Raw genomic sequence first — 21,120 nt, forward strand, 5'->3', positions numbered from 1 at the left:
CCAGGGCATATACCACCAGTACGTGAAATGCGATTACCAGCCCTATGCCTATAAACTTCTTCCCCGGCTCTTGCTGGCGATTTGAAAAATCCATTCCGGCTGTCTCCTCGATCTTAGAATATGAAGGCGGTAATAATAACCGCTGTTGGTGAAAAATTTGCGTTTCTCGGTCGAAAACTTTTCATATTTTTTGTAGCAAGCATATGTGAGCCCTATCCAGATAAATTCCCATGCTTAGTTTGTAAGCACGCATTGCCCAAATGGATCAAGTTTTTTGATTGGATGATCAAAAATATTTGCATGGATAAGCAATATTTGAACCATGTTTTTGCGCTGGTTTGCGCGAAAATAAACGAATGCCAAAACAAATTTCTACACTATGTCCCTGCATGTATGTCTGCATGGGCACAGGTGTGCACCAAAATCATCAAATCATGGCAAGCATTTGCCCCAAAACAGGCTGGTATTGCCCGGTTTGCTTTACTCTGCCTCTATAAAAACCACGGCGCTCAACGCAGGGATGGTAAACCTGCCCTGGCTTGTATCGTATTTTGCTTCTAGCGCGACGCGCTGGTCCGCTGCTTCTGCCGCTCTGTGGACCGGGTGTAATACATAAGCTGCCTGGTTTCCCCTGGGTACATCAAGCGTCTGGCTTTGCTGACTGACATTGATGAAATACACGATGGATGCAAAGTTTGCGCCAGGCATTTGCCTGCCATTCAAATGTGCAGCAATCAACAAGGGATTTTGTGTGGAGCCAGTATTATAAAAATGCAGGCGCTGTTCGATATCGGTCATATTGGACATTCTGAACAGGCTGGAGCTGGACCTGATTTTCAATAAATCACGGAACTGGTCCCGGCTAAACAAAATATCTTTTCTGGATGGTTTGATGTCCGGGTTGTTCAGCAGGACTTTGATGTAGGGGTAAAACTGGGCATTATCTTTTTCTGGTGGCAAGCCAGTGCCAAAGTAGTTGTCGTTGTAGGTCCAGTCCAGGCGATTGAACCAGTCGCCAGAATTGAAGCTATTGCCATCCATGGATTTGGAGCGCAGGATATCAACACCGGCATGGTAATAGGCCACACCCTGGCTGAAGGCGGTTGTTGCCAGTGCCAGGGTTTGTATGCGGGCGCGGTCAGCGCTGCTGGTTGTGACGGGAAGGCGATAGACATTGATATCAAACAGGGTCTGGTTATCGTGGTTTTCTACATAGTTGACCACTTCGCCTGGCTGGCTGACGTAACCGGCGGGCTGTCCGGCGTAGTCGATTTCCTGTAATTGCCTGCTTTGGTCGTCAAAGCCTTGCATGCGAAATTGTCGCAGGGAGCCTGCCAGTCCCAGCCTTATCATGTCTGCTGCACGTAACAGCGCTTGCCTGGAATCGGCCCTGTTTGCCAGGCCATTGATGTAACCCTGGTTTTTGACTATGCCTTCACCAGCATCGCCATGGCCGCCGCCACGTATGGCATCGCGGGCGCGGTCACTGAAGCTGCCTATGCCGCTGCCATTGAGTGACAACTGAGATGCCTGAACAAAGCGTTTGCCGTCAGCAATTTCACCAAAATTCCAGCCTTCACCGATGAATTGTATCTGCCTGCCAGTTTCTTTAAGTAAGCGGGCCTGCATGTCTTCCATGATTTGCCGGGGCTGGTGGCCCATGAGGTCAAAGCGGAAAGAGTCTATTTTGTAATGCCTGGCCCACAGCAGGACAGAGTCACTCATCAGCTTGGCCATCATGAGATTTTCAGTGGCGGTGTTGTCGCAGCAAGTGGAGCGTTCGATCTGGCCCAACTGGTTCAGGCGCTGATAATAGCCAGGAACGATGCGGTCCAGAACAGAGTAGGTGGTTTGACCGGCACCAGCGGTATGGTTGTAGACCACGTCCATGCCTGCGCGCAGACCTGTTGCATGCAGGGCCATGACCATTTTCCTGAATTCCACAATGCGCTTTGCACCATCGCTGGCATCCGTGGCATAACTGCCTTCGGGCGCACTGTAGTGGTAGGGTTCATAGCCCCAGTTATAGCAATCCTGATCGGCATATTGTGTCGCCAGTTTTTGAGGTTCTTCGCTGGCTGCCCTGCCTTTGATGGCCGGGGTTTTGCAATTGGCTTCAGATACAGTGGCAAAATCAAAGACAGGCAATAGATGAATGTCCGTCATGCCAGCTGCACTCAGGGCTTGCAAATGCTTTATGCCGTTAGCATGTGCTTCAGTAAAGGCAAGGTACTTGCCGCGCCATTCCGGCTTTACCGTATTGTCATTGATGGAAAAATCACGTACGTGCAATTCATAAACTTGCATGTCGGTCTGGTTTTTAACTTTATCACTCAGTTTTTGCTCATCCCAGCCCCTGGGTTTTAATTTGCTGGAAGACAGGTCTGCAATATAACTGCGCTGCGAATCTGTAGTCAGGCTGACAGAATAGGGGTCTGTGACACGATTGCGTACCAGGCCCTGTCCGGGTACAAGTACATCGACCAGGTAGGTGTAATAGCTGCCGGATAAGTCAGTCTTATTTGCGACGTGCCAGCTACCTGTATCGCTATCGAATTGCATGCTTAGCTGGGCATTGGACTTGCTATTGCCATCTGGGTACAGGCAAACCGAGACTTGCTGAGCCGTAGGTGCCCAGAGATTGAATTGTGTCTGGTTGCCTGGGCGAGTTGTTGGTTTGCTGATGCTTGCGCCGTAATCATTCCGGGCGCTGGCTGCCTGGTACAAATCATCCAGTGCACCAGCAATTTGCAGGCTGGTGTAATCTAGTATCCTGCCTTCACTATCTTCTGTTGCGATGATTGCCTGGGTTTGCTGCAATGACTTTAACTGTTTTAAGTCAGCATCTGCAAGCTCATACTCCTGGCCTGGCCCAGTGAAGTTGTAGCGTTTCGCTACATTGCTGTCCAGTGCTGTACTTGGCTCGCTCAGTGTAAATATCTTGTCAAAACCCTGTGGCTTGCTGCCCTTGCTGAGTTTGAGTTGTCCTTTTGCAGATACGTAAAGCCTGACTTTGCTTCCTGAGGTCATGCCCGGCCAGCGTATCAGTTTGCTGGAAAGCCAATAGGCGCGGGCTTCTTTTTCTGCCATTGCGGATGGCAGCAGGGTGCTTGCGAACGGTTTTGCATTACATGCGGCCATCATGCTGCCCGTCTTATTGTAAGCACTTGCCTGTGCGGAATAAGCTGTCAGGAGGCAGGCCAGTAAAAAGCTGTTGCGGCTTTTTGTATGCGTAGTAACTTGTTCAAAAAGCAAAGTAGTCTCCTGAGAAAACGGCTATGCAAATATCGATTTGGAATGCGTCATAAACTAAAAAGTAGTGTGACTACATAATAAAAATCGAGTTTACAGCCAGTTTTACCGGTTTAATTGTGGCTTAAGCCAACATTTTTTCAAATTTTAACCCAATAATCGCAAATTTGTTAGACATGGATTGTTGATATATGTAGTATTGCTACATAAAATCTGCTTGTGGCTGGTTTCTTATGCCTGCAGATTCAGGTGCAAAAAAATATGAATGGTGAGATGTTGAGCAATAATCAGAAAAAATCAGACAGTATCGCCCCGCGCTTGCTGGCAGATATAGGTGGCACCAATGCACGTTTCGCACTGGAACTGCATAGCCAGGAATTTACCGCTATTGCGGTATTGCCCTGCAATGCCTATCCTGACCTGCAATCTGCCATTGCGGCTTATTTGTCCAGCCCTGAAGTCGTTGCGGTTTGCTCTTCGGCTGTCAAAAATGCCGCCATCGCCATCGCTAATCCTGTCGATGGCGATATGGTGCGCATGACCAATCATCACTGGACTTTTTCCATAGAAGCTTTGCGGCTGGCTGCCGGGTTTGACAATCTGGTGGTAGTGAATGATTTCACTGCGCTGGCCATGGCCCTGCCGCATCTGGCTGCGCATGAGCGTGTGCAAATTGGCGGTGGCAAACCGCAAGCCAGCCGTGCCATAGGTCTGATTGGTCCTGGCACTGGCCTGGGTGTATCCGGCATCATTCCATCTGGTGCGCATTGGGTGCCTTTATCGAGTGAAGGCGGGCATGTCAGTTTTTCTCCCAGCAATGAAATCGAAATAGAAATCCTGCGCCAGGTCTGGAAAGAATATCCGCATGCTTCCGCAGAGCGATTGATCTCTGGCATGGGGCTGGAATTGATGTACCGTATTCTGGTGCAAATGGATGAGCAGACTGATGTTGAAGAGATGAGTGCCGCCGACATTACCCGCCGCGCCCTGGATGGCAGTTGTGATATTTGTATACGCACGGTAGATTATTTTTGCGCCATGTTGGGCACCATTGCAGGTAACCTGGCCGTTACGCTGGGGGCGACTGGCGGCGTATATATAGGCGGTGGAATAGTCCCACGTCTGGGAGAGTTTTTTACCCGCTCAGCATTTCGCCAGCGCTTTGAAGCCAAGGGGCGTTTTACCGATTACCTGGCACAAATACCGACTTACCTGATTACGGCAGAGTATCCTGCATTTCTGGGTGTCTCTGCGATATTGAATGAACGACTGTCCTTGACTGTTCATACTGATGCTTGAATGAAAGACCATTTATCACATAGGCGCACAGAGGCACAGAGGAGGCACTGAGGGGAAAAATTGATCTGGTAAGTAAAATTCTCCTTCATGTTTTCTCTTTGCTTTTCTCTGTGTCTCCGTGTCTCTGTGTTGAGAGGTCTGGCTTTTCAGATTAATAATCAAACTCCATATCCATGAATAACTCTAACAAAGAGCAAACAAATGACTGGTGGCGTGATGCCGTGATCTACCAGGTTTATCCACGCAGTTTTTCAGACAGCAATGGTGATGGCATAGGTGATTTGCCCGGCATTACTGCAAAGCTGGATTACATCGCCAGCCTGGGTGTGGATATAGTCTGGATTTCGCCTTTCTTCACTTCGCCCATGAAAGACTTTGGTTACGACGTGGCAGATTATTGCGATGTCGATCCCATCTTTGGCACGCTGGCTGACTTTGATGTCTTGCTCAGCCGTGCGCATGAGTTGGGTTTGAAGATCATGATAGACCAGGTCTTGTCGCATTGTTCTGAACAACACCCCTGGTTTGTTGAAAGCCGCAAGAGTCGTGATAATCCCAAGGCTGACTGGTATGTCTGGGCTAATCCCAAGGCAGATGGCTCGCCACCGAATAACTGGTTGTCAGTATTTGGTGGCCCGGCCTGGCAATGGGATGCACGGCGTCGCCAATACTATATGCATAATTTCCTGGTCAGCCAGCCTGATCTGAACTTCCATCACCCAGAAGTACAGCAGGCGCATCTGGATAATATGCGTTTCTGGCTGGAACGTGGTGTGGATGGCTTCCGTCTTGATGCCTGTAATTTTCATTTCCATGACCAGGCTTTGCGCGACAATCCGCCTAGCCAGGTGCGCGATAACAAGACGGTGCAGGACAATAATCCCTATGGCATGCAGGCACACGTCCACGACAAGACTCAGCCTGAAAATTTGGCTTTCCTGGAAAAAATCCGTAGCCTCTTGAATGAGTATGGCGCAATCGCCATTGGTGAAGTTGGGGCAGATGATTCGCTGGCGGTGATGGCGGATTACACGGCCGATGGCAATAAACTGCATATGGCCTATAGCTTCAACTTGCTGACGGCGACGTATTCTGCTGCCTATATACGCCAGCAAGTGGAAGAGTATGAGGCGCGTGTCAAAGGTGGCTGGGTATCCTGGTCAGTGGGCAATCACGATTCGGTACGTGTCATGACGCGCTGGGGTGGGGCAGAGGCGACACCAGCATTTGCCAGGATGTTGCTGGCCATGCAGATGGCCCTGAAAGGCACGCCTTGTCTGTATCAAGGGGATGAGCTGGCACTGACAGAAGCCGACATTGCCTATGAAGATATACAAGACCCCTACGGTATTACCTTCTGGCCAGAATTCAAGGGCCGTGACGGTTGCCGCACGCCCATGCCATGGCAGGCAGATCAGCCACATGCAGGGTTCACTACTGGCAAACCCTGGTTGCCAGTTCCCGCTGAGCATGCAGAAAATGCTGTGTCGGTACAAGATGCTCAACAAGATTCGGTCTTGAATTATGCGCGTCATATCCTGGCATGGCGCAAGAAATACACGCAACTTAGCCGCGGTGAAATCAGTTTCTTTGATGCCCCTGAACCGGTATTGGCAATACGCCGCGATCTTGCAGGCAGCACGAGCTTGCTGGCTGCATTCAATCTGGGAAATCAGCCTGTCAGTTTTGTGTGGCCAGATGCGCAGGGCGCAAATACATTGTCAAAGTCAGGTATGGCCGGACAAAGTCATGGCAAAACTGTCGAATTACCAGCTTACGGCGGCTGGTTTGCAGAAATCATTTAATCATGAATAATTTGTAGTTGGCAGATTGCATTGCGCTTGACAGGGCTGTACGAGTTTCGTGCAGCCCTTTTTTTTTCTGGTGCCATGTGAACAAAAAAATCAATCCAAAGGGAGGCAGTCAGCGATTTGCCGGAACACTTCCAGGGCTGGATTGTCTGGCGAATAATGGCTGAGCGGTTGCTGGAAGGCGAAGGCCAGGCTGATTTCATCATCACGCGGTATGCCATAGGGAAGCATGCGCTCACCATAGGAGTTTGCCAGGGCCTTGGCAATATCTGTATTGAGTTTATTGCCAGGTTCAAGCTGGTTCAGTACCAGGACGCAATTGTCCAGTGTCGCATGGGTTTCCATATTGCTCAGCCAGGATTCCATGGCCGGAATGGTGGCATAGGAACTGGCATCGGCCAGTGCAACCATGACGACCACGTCAGCACAGGCAAGTGCCTGGCGCAAATACAGGGAAGGGCCAGGAGGAGTGTCGATGAGCAGGATGCCGTCTTCTGGCAAACCCAGTTGCCGTATGCGTGTTTCTATCCAGTCTGGATAAGTGCCCAGGCAAGCCTCAAAGGCTTTGCGCTGTCTTTCGCTGACTTCACCATAGGGCAGGTTGATGACATTATAGGGGGTAGGGAAGGCCAGTTCACTCCAGTCGCCCTCTGCATCTGTCTGGCATGCGACACCTTCTTCCAGCGCAATGCCAAGACCGAAATGCATGTGCAGGCTATTTTGTGGGTCGAGGTTCAGTACGGCTATGTCATTGGCTTCGGCATCTTCGGCCAGTACAGCGGCCAAATTCGCGGTCACGCTGGTTTTACCCACGCCACCTTTCATTGAAACAACTGCAATAATTTTCATTTTTTATTGTTATTTGCTATTTTTATTCATTAGCTACTTGCCCTGTCAGTCTGCTCTCGCCAGTTTGTGCTGAGGGCTTTTGTTCGCCTTGTGCCAGGCGCTGGAAAAGGGCGTGGACAGAGCCACCTGCCGCTGCCTGGGCACTGGTGCTGCTATTATTCATAGAGGGTGCTGAAGGTGTTGATACTGCCAGGTGACGTAACTGGCTGGCAATCTGATGTGCTTTTTGGGTAGCAATGCTGGGTGCTGCGGGCCATGTCTGCAAATTGTTTATTGGCTGGGGCTGGAATTGCCATCGCGCCTCTTTTTCCGCGGCCGACAAGAGCGCAGGGCGCTCCGCCTGCCTGGCGGCGATCGATTGCAAAATAGGCCAGTTTTCTTGCTGCTCACTGGCATCGTTCCGGTGTTTCATTATTGGTTTCTGCTTCCTTTGATAAGCTGGGCACTTACTGCCAGTGTGTCAATCCAATTTATTTTATCAATCATTGAAGTCGCAAGATAGAAATAATTGAAACGCTGTTGTCAGAAGTTTACTTGCTCATATGTGCAGGCAAGCGGCAAAGTTTCACATCACTGATCGTCAAACCTGCAGTTTCACCCGGCCATATCTTCAAAGCCGTGTAGGCCTTGCCTCCGGCTGGCAGGGCGATTTTCAGGGTGTGTGCTGCACCATCTGCATTGATAGTGATATTCCATTTTTTTGCACTGGCATCGCCTTTCATGACCTCGAGGCCCAGATTTTGAGCGGCATTGTTGTTGCTGGCACTGATGCTGGCGAGCAGATAATCCTGTGCATCAACTGCCTGACTGAATTGCAGGCTGGCGTAATCAGACGCCGATGTCCTGGCAAATTGCGCACGTTGAGCTTCTCGGGCACCCGGGCCCGTGAATTTTGCGCTGGCTGCAGCAGGGCGGCACTGCATTTGCACCATGGTACTTACGCGTTGCAGCCATTCCTGGTTATCGCTGCGATAACGTGCCTCGCGATATAAAAAGGCGGGTGGTGCACGCATATCTCTTTCCGGCATCTCCCAGATCAGAAATTTAGGTGGCGTATTTTGGAAAGCATCATCGCGCAGATAAGTTTCCATACCTACCCAGGAACCCTGGTCAGCGCCGACAGCAATCGCCAGCACATCTTTTTGCAAGGCAAATTTCAAAAAATCAGGGAAGCGTGTCCATGGTTTTGAATAACTGCTGCCTACCAGGCTAATCATGGGCGTGCTGGCGTCACCCAGCAAATTACTTCCAGAGCTCGCTTTGGTGATCTCGGCATCCAGTACATATTCAGGCGCATAAGCAGGTGCACCCTTGGGAAGTTGTGTGACCAGATCGCGTGAAACGGTGGCGATGGCTTGTTCAGACCAGCGCATGTTGTATTTTTCTGCGGGTATCTGGCGTAGCTGGTTTTTCATGGCAGCATCGGCGTCAATGCTGCTGGCCACGGTTTCTGCTGCCAGCAAGGCGCCTGTCGGTGTCCAGTGGCTATCGAGGCGGAAGTAGAGATGTTTATCCGGACGATTTTTTGCGCTTTGCAAAAAGCTGGTATTCAGATCAACGACTTTCACGCCTGCCGAACTAAGGGCCTGTGCCATACGCTGATAATTTCCCGCCATATAGGGATTAAGCTTGTTCTGTTCAGGCACATAGGCTTGATAGATACGCGCTTTCAGCGGCACCATTGCGACCACCAGTGTGATGCCATTCTCCTGCAATGCCTGGCTAAAGGATTTGATCAGATCCACCGAGGTGTTGGTGGCAGCCATGTCTGCACTATTCGCCCATTCATGGCGGTAGAACAGCCAGTCGTTTTTCCCGATGATGCCGACGGCTTCTTCTGCATGTACTGGGGCGGCACTCATGCAAACAGCCGAAGTTGCCAGTAATGTCAAGGTCAGCGAGGCCATGTGAGACAGGCGTAAAGATGTGCGCAGTATGATAATGCTCCTTGTTAGTGCGGGATGAATGCTCAATGTGTCGGTGTTTCAAATGCGCTTCAGATGCGCATCATCATTTGCCCACACGCGTTTCCAAAGTATTTTTTGAGACGCGTGCCTGCAGTGCAGAATTGGCATCCGTGGACAGTAGCAAACTATAATTGTCTCCACGTTCAAGCACAAGTGCAGCCTTTGCCTGTTGCGTATCAGGGCTGCTGCAATCACCCGCGCCACTGGGCTGGCTGGCCGCAGGGCAGGCAAGCAGTTCAACCTTGATGGGATTGACGGCCAGGGTCTGGCTGCCTGATGGCGCGAGTGCGCGAAATACGCTGGTCTTGCCATCAGCTGTACTGATGTTGACCGGCCCCAGTTTGTCAGCCAGGTGATAAACAGTAAGATTGGCCTTCATGCGGTTCTGGCCGGTTTTGTCTTCGAATATCTGCGGCGCCAATGAGGTCTGCAGGTTTCCAAATCCCAGCGTCAGCACTTGGGCAGCGCGTATATCCAGGCGGGTGGCCGTGATTTTTTTTGATGACAGGCGTGAACGTAATTGCAGCTCGTGCTGACCAGCGTGCAATATCATATAGTCGCCAAACTGCCCCTGTTGCAAGCCTGACTGACGCAGTTTCCCATCTACCAGCACATCAACTTGCTCGTGTGGGCTGAGGTGGACTATGCGTACATAAGCGGCATTTGCAGGTGGTTCTGGTTCGTATAAAACCCCGGTAGATTGTGCCAGGCTGCTGCCATGCATGGCCAGGCCCAGACTAATCCCAAACGTGTGCGCAATGAGCAGTCTGATAGCTGACAAGCGCGTAATTCGACTTTTGGCCAGCAGACCTGTAAAAGTAAGCAAATAAGTGAGCGAATAAGTAAGCAAATAAGTGAGCAAATAAGTGAGCAAACGCACTATGAAATTTTCCTTGGTATAGGCATCACGGTGACGCCAGGTTTTGTGGCTTGACTAGCGCACGACTAAATACTCAAATCTCATTCGATAATAAAAAATTAACAAATGTTCATGGATATCAAGCCTTGCCCGAAAATTTCACATGATAAAATCATGGAATAGTGACAATTCATGAAATTCGTCATGAATGTAGCGATGACCATGTAGTCACAAAGATCAATTAATTCCGGGTAAAAATGTTTTGCCATTTAAACAAAGGCGTCCGCCATTATGCATGAGACCCCCGTCCTTGCCAACGCCAGACTAAGTATCCCTGGCCTCCCCAGCCTGACAGATCAGATGCTGAGCGGCGGCCTGTATGCGCTGATTGCAGAAATGCCACCAGCCCGCATTCCTGTACTGGCCAGCAGTTTGCAATATGCCTGGAGCAAGCAGCAAAATTGTACTGTCATCCTGCCTTCACATCCCGAGGCATTTCTTGAACGCATTGATGCACTTGGCGTCTACGATACCAGCAGGGCACTGGAAAGTGGCAAGCTGCAGATCTTTTTGCGCCAGGACAATTTCGCAAAAAACATGTTCCGCTTCGGCGCTGAACGCTTTGCCAAAGAACTCGATTATTTTGGCATCCCGGATGACAGTTACCTGATCTTTGACCAGGCCGACGAATTATTCAGCCTGCATGATTTGTCGCTGGCGATGGAGCAGGTAGAAGCCTTGCGTCTGTGGTTTGGCAAGCACAGGGTGACTGCCTTGCTGGTGTTTTCACGCCTGAGCGGCAATAGTGCCGAGACCTTGCAAGCCATGATGGACCAATTGTCCGGCATCGTCAGGATGAGTAGTGGCCGCCCTGGGCTGGAGTTGACTTTCGATTACTGGCAGTCACCCGAAGGCACGATTGCAGCAAGACAGTACCCCTTGCTGACGCTTGATAATGGCATGTACAAAGTGGGCGCGCGGGCTGCTGAAGAAATGGCTGAGCAAATCGATGAAGTGCAGCAGCATGGCCCGGCCAAATTTTTTTACATGGATGAAGATCTGGCCAGCCTGGCCAATGAATTGCCAGGTAACTGGCAACGGGTGAGCAGCCTGATTGGCATGTTGCATGCCACCCGTGGTTTGCAGGCAGCGACCGTGGTACTCAGTTTCCAGCGTCACACGGGCTTGCGTGAACTCGCTGAGACCGTGCACACACTGCGCATGAGCCTGGGCAAAAAAGCCCATATCGTCATACGCGAAAAGCAGGCTTCATTACGCTATCAGAACGAAGCACTCTTGCTGCGCCTGGGTGTTAACCTGGTCATTCATCGCGACATACCGGAAAACCGTTTGCCCCTGTTGCTGGAGTCACTCAAAGGGCAAAGTTTTGACCGCAATGTAGATATTGATTTTGAAGTTGCCCTGGCCAGTGTCATACCTTCTGGCTTGCGCGGCTATTTGCTACCACCACGTTTTGCCCGGGAAGCTGGCATCATCATGGAGCGCGGCACTGCCCTGAATATACCCTGTGTGCTGGTGATAGGAGAACTGGTCGAAGGCACCAGCTTTCCTGATATCCTGGCCCGCATCAGTATTTCCCGCCCTGGCGATCTTTTATCCAGTGATGGCAAGGCATGCTATCTGTTTTTTAATGCCTGCCCTGAATCAGCCTTGCAATTGACGCTGGAACGCATACTCGGTGCTGCGGCAGGCACGGCCTTTCACGAAGTGAGTTATCTGATAGACCGGCGGGAGATTGCCCTGGCCTTGAGTAATCTGGTACATGCTGCCAGGGATGTGGAACTGACTGATTATTCCAGCCGCGTTTCTGAACGGACTTCTGAACGAACGCCTGAACGGGTGGCAATGGAAATGCCGACAGTGCCACTGTTCTATCAGTCTGCTGAAAAAGTTGATGGGCAGCTTGAAGCACAGCTAGACGAACAGCTTGATACGCGAGTTGAAATATCAGTCTCTGCACCAATTGCTGTACAGGCCGACAGGCACTTTGTGCATGAGCCAGATGAAGCGCTTGAGCAGGATATCGATATAGTCACGGCCATCGCAGATGAAGAGCCGGAATTATCCAGTGACGATGACGAGAAATTCAAATTCAACCCGGTAGCTGATGATAGCGCCATGCGGGCTGCCAACCAGGTATTTGGCAAGCAGCCTGCACCAAGAGCGACCCGGGCGGCTTACAAGAAACAAGCAGGCTGATACTTTATCAGCCTGGTATCCAATCAAAAAATTTATGCGTATTTATCCATTGAGCAAGAAAGCATTGCCACCCCTGTCAGCAGCATTACTCATCTCCGTGTTGAACTATAGCTCGCCAGCACTGGCGGCTGAGGAACCTGTCATTGTATTGAGCCCGGCCCAGCAACAGGTTTTGGACTTGAGTGTAGCGCAGGACTATCAGGCAGCGGGTACCAAAGGCCTGGAATTGCTGGAAAAAGAAAAAGCCGATCCTGGCCTGCGTCTGGTCATTGCCAATAGCCTGGCCTGGTCAGGGCGCATGCGCAAGGCTGAGATGCAATACAAGGCGCTGTCCAATAGCAAAGTCCGTAAAGAAGCCCGCACTGGCCTGGCCAATCTGTATCGCTGGAAAGGGCGTGATGATGAAGCCTTACCGCTTTATCAATCGGTATTGGCAGAAGACCCTCGGCATGCAGGTGCCAATGAAGGCCTGATGTATGCCAAACGTGAATTGAATCCGCGCACCTTTGTCAGTGCCGGGGCAGCACAGGACTCAGGCGACGCCAAACGCCGTGAACTGAATATCAGCCAGCGCTGGCGTGATGATACTGGCCGTCATATTTTTGAAGTCAGCAGCAGTGGTACCCGCGATGAATTACCCGTCACCACGGCAACGCAGGGTGAGGTGGGCTTTGCCTATCAAAACCTGAACCTGCCGCTGGAACCGCGTCTGGCACTGGAGGCGCAGGCAAAACCCAAGGGCGATTTATTCGGTAGCCTCAAATTGAAAATCGATGAAGGCCGTTTCCTGGTTGATATAGGTCGCACCAACTGGGGCAAGTCTGCCTTCAATGCACGTGCGCTGGAAGATGGTTTGAATGCGGCCCATATAGGGCTGGATGCCAACCTGCATTTCGACAGCGGCCAGTTTACCGAGCACATCGATATTTTCCGCGTCTCTGACAGCAACGTCATACTCACCAGTCGCAGTAATTTCATCCCTTCATGGCGGCCATTTGGCCACCGTCTGAAACCCTTTGTCGGTATCGAGACGCGTGATGTACGCTTTTACTCGAATAAATACTGGTCGCCTGTCGATGGCTTCGGCACTGCTTACCTAGGTTTGCAGGGAGAACTGGCGAATGAAAACTGGAGCCTGTATGGCAGTGGCCAGGTCGGTACGCGCTTGTATGGCGAAGCGGGCAGTAACTGGAGCCTGGGCATGGGTGGCAAGCTCTGGCTTGATAAAAATCTGGCAGTAGGTGTCAATCTCTGGTCCATGGCCAGCCGCCGTGACAATGCCCGCTATCGCGCAAAATCGTTTTCCGTGAATCTGGAGAAGCTTTGGGATTGAGGCAAATCTACCGCTATCTGATGGCTGCTGCTTCCATTGCGGGGGTGGTCTATCTTTTCGTCATCAGCTTTGGCGGTATCCGGCAATTTGACCTGGGCAAGTTCAGCATCCTGTTTGAAAACCTGTTTCTCAGCGTAGTCTCGGCTTATCTATTGTTTTTCCTGGCGCTGCTAGTGCTCAGGTACGCCATGCTTATCCTGTATTCATTCATGGAGCATCTGGAATACATGATGAAGCGTCGCCAGGAGCCGGAAAACAATTTTCATGATGAAGCTTCGCTGCCCATGATCACCCTGGTGGTGCCTGCTTATAATGAAGGGCCGGTGATACAGCCTGCCTTGCGCTCCTTGTTGTTGCTGGATTATCCCAATTATGAAATCCTCGTCATTGATGATGGTTCCAGCGATGATACCTATGAAAAAGCCCTGGCCGTGGCGCGGGAAGATCACCAGGTGACCATACGCGTCATTACCAAGAAAAATGGTGGCAAGGCCGATGCCCTGAATACCGGCATGAGTGCCGCTCGCGGTGAATTTATCCTGAACATGGATGGTGATACCAAGCTCTCACGCAATACCCTCCGGGTTTGCATACGCCATTTTGATGATCCCAGAGTGGGCGCGGTGGCTGGCAATGTCAAGGTACTCAACCGCGAAAACCTCCTGACCAGGGTGCAGGCACTGGAATATGTTGAGGGCCTGGCGATGGCACGCAAGGCGCAGAGCTTCATGCGCGCAGTCAATATCATACCTGGGCCGCTGGGCATGTTCAGGAAGAGTGTCCTGCAGCAGGCTGGTGGTTATGACCATGACACCTTTGCCGAAGACTGCGACCTGACCCTGAAGCTGCTCATGCGCGGCTGGCATATTGCCTATGAACCCACGGCCGTCGCCTGGGTGGAAACTCCCAGCCGCCTGCTGGATTTGCTGAAGCAGCGCTATCGCTGGACCCGCGGCATCCTGCAGGCAACTCGCAAGCACAGCTCTGCCCTGTGGAACCCGCGCCGTGCCGGTATCAATTTTTTCATTTTATGGTACATGCTGTTTGAAGGCATCATGTGGCCATTTTCCACTGTATTGGGCAATCTGTTTTTTGTCTATGTAGGCTTGCAATACGGCGTGGTGATTTTTCTGTTTTACTGGTGGTTGCAACTGACGATACTTGATATCGTTGCAGCCACTTATTGTGTCATCGTGGAAGAAGAAGATCCTTCCTTGATTTTTTATGCCGTCGTGTTCAGGCTGTTCTACATTACGATTATTGATATTTCCAAGGTATTTGCCACCATAGAAGAATGGCGTGGCACGGCAATGACCTGGGGCAAGCTGCAAAGAGAAGGCAAGCTTTGATATGGACCTGATTTCTATACTGGCAACCGTGATACTGATCACTACCATAGGCACGCTGGTGGTTGGCGTTGCCGCCTATATTGCTTTCAAACTGCGCGACAAACGCAAGCCAAAACGCAAAGACCCGACGGCAGAAGAGCATGGCGAGATGCAGGCAATTTTTCTGAAGCGCTATGTTCCCGTCAAACAGGCAAATGCCGCATCGACAGATAAGCCAGCTTGACTAGCTGTGCAGTTATGGTAGTTTTCATTCGTTACACTGGTTCAAATTTTCATGCAAACAGAAGACCCCGGCGGTTTTGAAAACCGGCCTGCTTACCGCCGCATAGGCACTTATCTTTTGGCGCTGATTGTGCTGGGTATGGCCATATCTGTATTTGCCTACCTCTCATCCATGCAGGTACTGGGCTGGCAAATGCCGGAATTTAATCTGCAAACAGCTTTCAAGTCTGCTGGCGCGCCAAATTCCACGCCTGCATCCAGAAGTTTGTATTTATATGCTTCCCCAAATACACGCAGTTATTTTGCTTCCATAGGCGGTAATTATGACCGCTTGTTATCACCCTGGCGCGCCTATGCCAAACAACGCCAGCTCAGTTTCAAGGAAATCTCCGACCCGCAAGAGCTAAGCAGTATCAAGGATGGCGTACTGGTGCTGGCATCGGCTGTGGCACTCAGCGAGCAAGAACGCAGCAGCTTGCAGGATTATCGCGCCCGTGGCGGTGCCATCCTGGCGACTTGGGCTAGTGGCACCCGAAATGAAAAAGGTGAATGGGCAGGCTGGCAATTCCTCGAAGCCATGGGCGCTGCGTCCAAGGGCGAAATCGCGCTTGAATCCAAAGCCAGATACCTGATACTGAATGGTGAGACGCCGCTGACACATAGCCAGGCCGCTGGTCAGCGCATCTGGCTGGGAAATGCCTCGGAAAGTCTTTTACGTTTCAGCGGACAGGGCGCAGCCAGCATCATGGACTGGGCAAGGGTGCAAGATCCGGAAAGAAAAAATGAAGCTGCCGTGTTATACGCAGAAACGGCAGCCGATGCCGGACGCAGTGCCGTGTTTGCCTTTGCCGAATCAGCCTGGGAATCGCAACCTTATCCCATTTACAGCCTGGTTGATGACACCCTGAGCTGGTTGCAGAGAAGACCGGCATTGTTGCGCGCCACCTGGCCAGAAGGTAAGTATGCAGCGCAAATCATAGAAATGGATACGGAAGAAGGCTTTGCCAATGCCTTGCGTTTTGCATCCTTGATACGCAGCATCAACTATCGCGGCAGTTTTTATGTACTGACTTCAGTGGCCAAACAATTTCCTGCTGAAATGAAACAGCTGGCGCGTGAGTATGATATCGGTTATCACGGCGATACCCATATCAGCTTTAAAGAACAGGGCTTGAATGAGCAGGAAAAACGCATCAATACCATGCGTGAAGACTTGAAATCCATACTGCCAGAGCTGCCTGCCATCACTGGCTTTCGCGCACCACTGGAAGGTTATGACCAGACCACGCAATCGCTATTGCAAAAAAATGGTTTCCTGCACCATGTGACTGACCCCAATAGTAGCGAAGGCCGCTTGCCGACCTTTGTCAAAATCGATGGCGTTAGTGATGACAAGGCCATGGTCTTGCTGCCGCGTACCCAGCGCGACGATTTTAATTTAAGCAAGGAACAACTCGACCTTGAGCAAACCAGGCAGGCGCTCATCAGCGATGCAGAAACCAGCAAGCAAATGGGCGCATTGGGTTTGCTCAGCGTGCATAGCCAGAGCTTTGAAGAAAACAGTTTGCTGACACAGGCTTTTCCGGCTTATCTGGCGTATTTGAAGGCAAATAGAAATAGCGTCTGGCTGGCATCGTCCTCACAGGTGACTGACTGGTGGCATGAGCGTGACAGGTTGAAGTTATCGTCCAGCATTGCAGGCAAGCGTATCGAATTTGATTTGACTGTCACCGGTAAAAAGCCGCTGGCAAATGCCAGCCTGATTTTGATGCTGCCACAAAAATCCCAGCTGCCAAATGTATTGGGATTGAAGATAGGCATGCCCAAGGCCACAGTCCGGCGCATTGATGATTTCCGTGCAGCGATTGTCTTTGAAGCGCTGGAGCCTGGCAATTATGCTTATCAGGCGGTATTCAATTAGAACTCATTTCATAAATAGGGTGAGATGCGTTTGCCTCATAACGTGGGCTGGCAAGGCGGACGAGGCAGTCAATAGCTTCGCCTATTGACAACGAGTCCAACGCTGTCCAGCACGCGTTATGAGGCAAACCCTTCGGGAACTGACGATTTGGGCGCATTGCAGCGTTGTGCCGCTTGCAAAGGCAAGAGCCTTAGCTGCACAGGGTAAACACCTGAGGCCTTGCACTGCATCCCAAATCGTCTTGTTCGCACTCATCCTATTTATGAAATGAGTTCTAGACGTCAGTTCCGGCTTGCCAGCCAGTCTGCCAGATGCTGGATATCGCGGCTGGCTTGTGCATCAGGGTCGTATTGCAAGACTGATCTTTCATACGCCAGTGCTTCAGGCACCAGTGCATCCCTGTGGATGACCATGGGGGCCATCTTGCTGCCATAGCTATCCATCATGGCTGCCCTGACTTGCTGCGCCAGTTCACTGTCTTCCCGCATCTGATTCAGCAATATGTGGGTCATTGCCACTTTATTGGCAGGGTCTTTTTTGTATTCTGCCAGTAATTTTAAAATCTTCCTGAGGCTGGAATACGAGGCGGCATCTGTCAACACCACGATCAGCGCCCTGGCAGCAGCGTTCAAGGCTTGCGGCAGATAGACAGTGGCACCAGGTGGCGTATCCAGCAAGACGTAATCATAGTCAAGGCTGTGCAGACCCTGCAGGGCGGTTGCCACCCACGTGGGCCGTGCTTCCAGCCCGGCTTCAAATTCCAGCAATTCTTCTTCAGTGACGCGGCCGAAAGGAATGAAGTCAACGCCAAAGGGGCTTTCAAAAATCACTTCCGGGAAAATGCCTTCGCGCACTAGACCAGCATCATCATTGGGGTCCATACCCAGGTGGTGACGCACCGCATTTTGCGGATCAAGATCAATCACCAATACCCGCTTGCTGCGCTGGCTGAGTGCAATGGCAAGATTGCTGGTCAGCGTGGTTTTGCCGACGCCGCCCTTGCCGGAAATGAGGGTGATTACTTGCATGATTCTTTTTAACTGACAGGCGGGTTTTGTTTTTTGTTGGGAAAAGGGATGTGAGGGCTATAGATAATTATGTAGTCTCCACGAGCGCGACAGGCAGTTTACCTGCATTTGCCTGCTTTGGTAAGCACAAACCTGGTCTACCGTCTGATCAGGGATGAATGGCACCAGCATCAGAAAATTGCTTGCGATAATTGCCGGGACTGTTTGCCACGATACGGCGGAAATGGCGGCGCAGCGATTCTTCCGAACCAAAGCCCGCCAGCTCGGCAACTTGCGGCAGGCTGGTACTGGGGGATTCAAGCAATTCCTTGGCAATGGCAACCCGTTCACGTATTAGCCATTCACCAGGTGCCAGACCTGTACTGTCTTTGAAATGACGCTGCAGGGTACGAGTACTCATTGCCGCTTTTTCTGCCATGGATGCCAGATTATGCGGCAGGGCAGGGTGAGCCCTTACCCAGTCCATCAACTTTGCCAGACGTGCATGCTCATCGCTGGGCATGGGGCGCGGGACAAATTGCGCCTGGCCACCTTCGCGATGTGGCGGCACAACCAGACGCTGGGCCACCAGGTTGGCCACTTTGGCACCTTGGTCCTTGCGGACCAGATGCAGCAGCATATCCAGACCAGCAGCAGACCCGGCTGAAGTCATGATCTGCCCCTGATCTACATACAGGGCATTGGTTTGCACCTGTATATGCGGATAGCGTTTGAGCAATTTTTCTGCATAACGCCAGTGCGTGGTAACGGTTTTGCCATCCAGTATGCCTGCTGCCGCCAAAATGAATACGCCAGAGCAGATGCTGCAAATGCGTGTACCGCGGGCGTGGGCGGCGCGGATTTTATCGAGTAAGGCTGGTGGTGGTATTTCATCCGCATCGCGCCAGCCTGGCATGATGATGGTATCTGCCTTATCCAGCATCTCCAGACCATGCTGTACTTCTACTGTGATACCCCCTGCGGCCCGCAATTTGCCGGTGTCGGCAGCGCAAACGGCAAAGTCATACCAGTCCACGCCCAGTTCTGGGCGCTGCAGGGCGAACAATTCTACTGTGCAGCCAAATTCAAAGGTACACAGCTGGTCATAGGCAAGGGCGACAACGAGATGGGATTTCATGGCGAGATATTACCGTAAACACGCATTACGACATGCAATGTTTATTCGCGCATCCAGTCACGCAACTCATAATACCAATAAGCGCACTGCGCAGCCATCAAGCCCAGCTTGCCAAAATTGGGTGGCAAACCAAACTGATCCAGCCCGCCTGGCAAGGGCTGGTGCCTGGCAATTGCCTGCGCCACCACTTCTCCTGCCAGGGTAGTTGGTGCAACACCGTGGCCACCAAATCCCATGGCATACCATACTCCGTTTGGCAGGCAACCAATTTGTGGCATCTTGTGCTGGGCATAGCTCATCAAACCGCTCCAGGCGTATTCCACTTTGCTGACTGCCAGTTGCGGATAGACTTTCAGCATGTCTTTGTATAATAAAGAGGCGACCTCGGCTGGCTGTCTTTCGCGTATGGAGATGCGGCCACCCCATAGCAGACGGCTGTCAGCCAGTGGCCGGTAATAATCAAAGGCAAAGCGGGTGTCATACACGGCGGCTGCCGTTTGCATGGCGGTAGCTAATTTGTCGCCCAGTTTTTCTGTTGCCATGACATAGGTGGCAATAGGCAGCACCGAGTGTGCCAGCTGGGGATACAGGCTTTCTATGTAACCACCACAACACACTACGACATGCCTGGCTTTTATCGTGCCAATGCGGGTGCGCACCAGCTTTTCGGCAGTGCGAGTTTCTATGGCGCTGACACGGCTTTGTTCAAATACACGTACAGACTGTGAACTCAGCACCCTCGCCAGCGCCTGCGCATATTTAAGTGGATGAAAATGGAAGGCATTTTTTTCATGCAGGGCACCAAAATATCTTTCACTATGCAAGGCAGCACGGGTTTGTTCGCGCGACCAGGGCGTCCAGTCAACATCAAATTCACGCAGCATGAATTCTCTCTGATCCTGCAATTTTCTGGCGTCATCAAACCAGTTGGCCAGCACCACGCCGCTTTCGTTGATGTCGCAATCCATGTCATATTGTTTGATACGCTGGCGTATCAGGGCGACTGCATCCAGCGTCAGCTGATACAGACGGCGGGCAGGTTCGCTACCTACTTGTTTGATGAGGTCGGCATTGTCGAGGCTAAAGCCGCCAAATACGAAGCCACCATTACGGCCCGATGCGCCATGCCCAATTTGTTCTGCTTCCAGCAAAACGATATTGCTGACGCCACGTTCCAGCAAGCCCAATGCTGTAGCCAGCCCGGCAAAGCCGCCACCGATGATGCAGACTTCACACTCCAGATTTTCTTGCAACTGCGGATAGCGAGCAGATGAAGGTGCTGTCGCCTGATAAAAAGTGTGCTGCAGATTTTCTTGAGGAATCATGATCTTGATGCAACGACGGAAAGCCGCCAAGTTACACGCAAGGGCATAGGGCTGGCAAGCCTGTATGTCGGTATGGGCAGGCATGCGCATGTGAGTTTACTTTGACTTTGCTGCCAATTACACTGTGTCAGCAGTCTTTCCTTAGCCTCGAAACTTAGTCATCAACCCTGCTTGCGGGATATTGATGGCATTAAAATAAACCCGGATTTATCCCATGCGCAAATTGCCCGCACGTTTTGCCGGATTGGTCATGCCTTTCCTCTTGTCGATATTGATGACCTTTATCGTGTCACTTATCAGTACCTTGCGCAGTGTAGGCATGGTCGATCATTTCACCTCTGTCTGGATGGGTTCCTGGGCCTTGTCCTGGCTGGTGGCATTTCCTACCTTGCTGGTGGTGTTGCCCCTGGTCAGGCGCTTGACTGGCATGCTGGTTGAGGCTCCTCGCTGACTTTATCTGGTTGATGATGAAATGAAGTGTGAAACATCTGCTTACAAGTATTTACGATTTAACACCCACATAGGATTGTGAATTTTATATTATTGCTTCTTGTAAACAGTCTCACCT

16 protein-coding genes are annotated in these 21,120 nt (G+C 51.3%); 8 read left to right on the plus strand and 8 right to left on the minus strand.

The window, feature by feature from the left end:
- Positions 1–480 precede the first annotated feature (480 nt).
- On the minus strand, positions 481–3,255 hold the full coding sequence (locus DFR42_RS13665) for an alpha-1,6-glucosidase domain-containing protein (protein WP_245936962.1): 2,775 nt from the start codon (positions 3,253–3,255) through the stop codon (positions 481–483).
- Between the two features lie 246 nt (positions 3,256–3,501).
- On the opposite strand from DFR42_RS13665, the gene DFR42_RS13670 reads away from it, so the two are divergent.
- Both DFR42_RS13670 and DFR42_RS13675 read left to right on the plus strand, forming a co-directional pair.
- Entirely contained in the window at positions 3,502–4,551 is a 1,050-nt protein-coding gene (locus DFR42_RS13670; RefSeq protein ID WP_342766847.1) for a glucokinase, read from the plus strand.
- Between the two features lie 173 nt (positions 4,552–4,724).
- A complete protein-coding gene (locus DFR42_RS13675; RefSeq protein ID WP_110255573.1) occupies positions 4,725–6,356 on the plus strand; it encodes an alpha-amylase family glycosyl hydrolase in 1,632 nt (543 codons plus the stop codon).
- A 99-nt stretch (positions 6,357–6,455) separates the two neighbouring features.
- On the opposite strand, the gene bcsQ (DFR42_RS13680) is transcribed toward DFR42_RS13675, so the two are convergent.
- The 4 genes from bcsQ (DFR42_RS13680) to DFR42_RS13695 form a co-directional block, all read right to left on the minus strand.
- Positions 6,456–7,211, minus strand: a complete 756-nt coding sequence (gene bcsQ, locus DFR42_RS13680; protein WP_110255574.1) for a cellulose biosynthesis protein BcsQ — start codon at positions 7,209–7,211, stop codon at positions 6,456–6,458.
- Positions 7,212–7,233: 22 nt separating this feature from the next.
- Positions 7,234–7,623: a hypothetical protein gene (locus DFR42_RS13685; protein WP_110255575.1), complete on the minus strand. Its 390-nt coding sequence runs from the start codon at positions 7,621–7,623 to the stop codon at positions 7,234–7,236.
- A gap of 118 nt (positions 7,624–7,741) precedes the next feature.
- Positions 7,742–9,073: an alginate O-acetyltransferase AlgX-related protein gene (locus DFR42_RS13690; RefSeq protein ID WP_170133526.1), complete on the minus strand. Its 1,332-nt coding sequence runs from the start codon at positions 9,071–9,073 to the stop codon at positions 7,742–7,744.
- A 148-nt stretch (positions 9,074–9,221) separates the two neighbouring features.
- Entirely contained in the window at positions 9,222–9,959 is a 738-nt protein-coding gene (locus DFR42_RS13695) for a DUF4397 domain-containing protein (RefSeq protein WP_146218850.1), read from the minus strand.
- A gap of 369 nt (positions 9,960–10,328) precedes the next feature.
- Between DFR42_RS13695 and DFR42_RS13700 the strand changes: the two genes are divergently transcribed.
- Genes DFR42_RS13700 through DFR42_RS13720 form a run of 5 tightly spaced genes read left to right on the plus strand, consistent with a single transcriptional unit; the run spans position 10,329 to position 17,082 of the window.
- A complete protein-coding gene (locus DFR42_RS13700; RefSeq protein WP_110255578.1) occupies positions 10,329–12,257 on the plus strand; it encodes a BcsE family c-di-GMP-binding protein in 1,929 nt (642 codons plus the stop codon).
- 34 nt (positions 12,258–12,291) lie between these two features.
- Complete coding sequence (locus tag DFR42_RS13705; RefSeq protein WP_110255579.1) at positions 12,292–13,590, plus strand: tetratricopeptide repeat protein; 1,299 nt, start codon at positions 12,292–12,294, stop codon at positions 13,588–13,590.
- The gene (locus DFR42_RS13710) at positions 13,581–14,939 is read left to right on the plus strand and encodes a glycosyltransferase family 2 protein (RefSeq protein WP_170133527.1); all 1,359 of its coding nucleotides are present in this window, start codon (positions 13,581–13,583) and stop codon (positions 14,937–14,939) included. The genes DFR42_RS13705 and DFR42_RS13710 overlap by 10 nt, the downstream gene beginning before the upstream one ends.
- A 1-nt stretch (position 14,940) precedes the next feature.
- The gene (locus tag DFR42_RS13715; protein WP_110255581.1) at positions 14,941–15,162 is read left to right on the plus strand and encodes a hypothetical protein; all 222 of its coding nucleotides are present in this window, start codon (positions 14,941–14,943) and stop codon (positions 15,160–15,162) included.
- A gap of 51 nt (positions 15,163–15,213) precedes the next feature.
- Positions 15,214–17,082 carry a polysaccharide deacetylase family protein gene (locus tag DFR42_RS13720; protein WP_110255582.1) on the plus strand — a complete coding sequence of 623 codons (1,869 nt, stop codon included), beginning with the start codon at positions 15,214–15,216 and terminating at the stop codon, positions 17,080–17,082.
- A gap of 281 nt (positions 17,083–17,363) precedes the next feature.
- On the opposite strand, the gene bcsQ (DFR42_RS13725) is transcribed toward DFR42_RS13720, so the two are convergent.
- From bcsQ (DFR42_RS13725) to DFR42_RS13735, 3 genes are all read right to left on the minus strand, one after another.
- A complete protein-coding gene (gene bcsQ, locus DFR42_RS13725) occupies positions 17,364–18,110 on the minus strand; it encodes a cellulose biosynthesis protein BcsQ (protein ID WP_110255583.1) in 747 nt (248 codons plus the stop codon).
- Between the two features lie 148 nt (positions 18,111–18,258).
- Positions 18,259–19,227 (minus strand): transcriptional regulator FtrA, encoded by a 969-nt coding sequence (ftrA, locus tag DFR42_RS13730; protein ID WP_110255584.1) that lies wholly within the window; start codon positions 19,225–19,227, stop codon positions 18,259–18,261.
- Between the two features lie 41 nt (positions 19,228–19,268).
- Complete coding sequence (locus tag DFR42_RS13735) at positions 19,269–20,552, minus strand: FAD-dependent oxidoreductase (RefSeq protein WP_110255866.1); 1,284 nt, start codon at positions 20,550–20,552, stop codon at positions 19,269–19,271.
- Positions 20,553–20,766: 214 nt separating this feature from the next.
- On the opposite strand from DFR42_RS13735, the gene DFR42_RS13740 reads away from it, so the two are divergent.
- Positions 20,767–21,003: a DUF2798 domain-containing protein gene (locus DFR42_RS13740; RefSeq protein ID WP_211324308.1), complete on the plus strand. Its 237-nt coding sequence runs from the start codon at positions 20,767–20,769 to the stop codon at positions 21,001–21,003.
- Positions 21,004–21,120 lie beyond the last annotated feature (117 nt).

It is taken from the genome of Undibacterium pigrum (assembly GCF_003201815.1).
In the GTDB taxonomy this organism is placed as follows: domain Bacteria; phylum Pseudomonadota; class Gammaproteobacteria; order Burkholderiales; family Burkholderiaceae_D; genus Undibacterium; species Undibacterium pigrum.

Excerpts from the sequence above, each read along its gene's own strand:
- DFR42_RS13675 (WP_110255573.1), top strand. The coding sequence starts at position 4,725 with ATGAATAACTCTAACAAAGAGCAAACAAATGACTGGTGGCGTGATGCC.
- bcsQ (WP_110255574.1), bottom strand. The coding sequence starts at position 7,211 with ATGAAAATTATTGCAGTTGTTTCAATGAAAGGTGGCGTGGGTAAAACC.
- DFR42_RS13685 (WP_110255575.1), bottom strand. The coding sequence starts at position 7,623 with ATGAAACACCGGAACGATGCCAGTGAGCAGCAAGAAAACTGGCCTATT.
- DFR42_RS13690 (WP_170133526.1), bottom strand. The coding sequence starts at position 9,073 with ATGAGTGCCGCCCCAGTACATGCAGAAGAAGCCGTCGGCATCATCGGG.
- DFR42_RS13700 (WP_110255578.1), top strand. The coding sequence starts at position 10,329 with ATGCATGAGACCCCCGTCCTTGCCAACGCCAGACTAAGTATCCCTGGC.
- DFR42_RS13705 (WP_110255579.1), top strand. The coding sequence starts at position 12,292 with ATGCGTATTTATCCATTGAGCAAGAAAGCATTGCCACCCCTGTCAGCA.
- DFR42_RS13715 (WP_110255581.1), top strand. The coding sequence starts at position 14,941 with ATGGACCTGATTTCTATACTGGCAACCGTGATACTGATCACTACCATA.
- DFR42_RS13720 (WP_110255582.1), top strand. The coding sequence starts at position 15,214 with ATGCAAACAGAAGACCCCGGCGGTTTTGAAAACCGGCCTGCTTACCGC.
- bcsQ (WP_110255583.1), bottom strand. The coding sequence starts at position 18,110 with ATGCAAGTAATCACCCTCATTTCCGGCAAGGGCGGCGTCGGCAAAACC.
- ftrA (WP_110255584.1), bottom strand. The coding sequence starts at position 19,227 with ATGAAATCCCATCTCGTTGTCGCCCTTGCCTATGACCAGCTGTGTACC.
- DFR42_RS13735 (WP_110255866.1), bottom strand. The coding sequence starts at position 20,552 with ATGATTCCTCAAGAAAATCTGCAGCACACTTTTTATCAGGCGACAGCA.
- DFR42_RS13740 (WP_211324308.1), top strand. The coding sequence starts at position 20,767 with ATGCGCAAATTGCCCGCACGTTTTGCCGGATTGGTCATGCCTTTCCTC.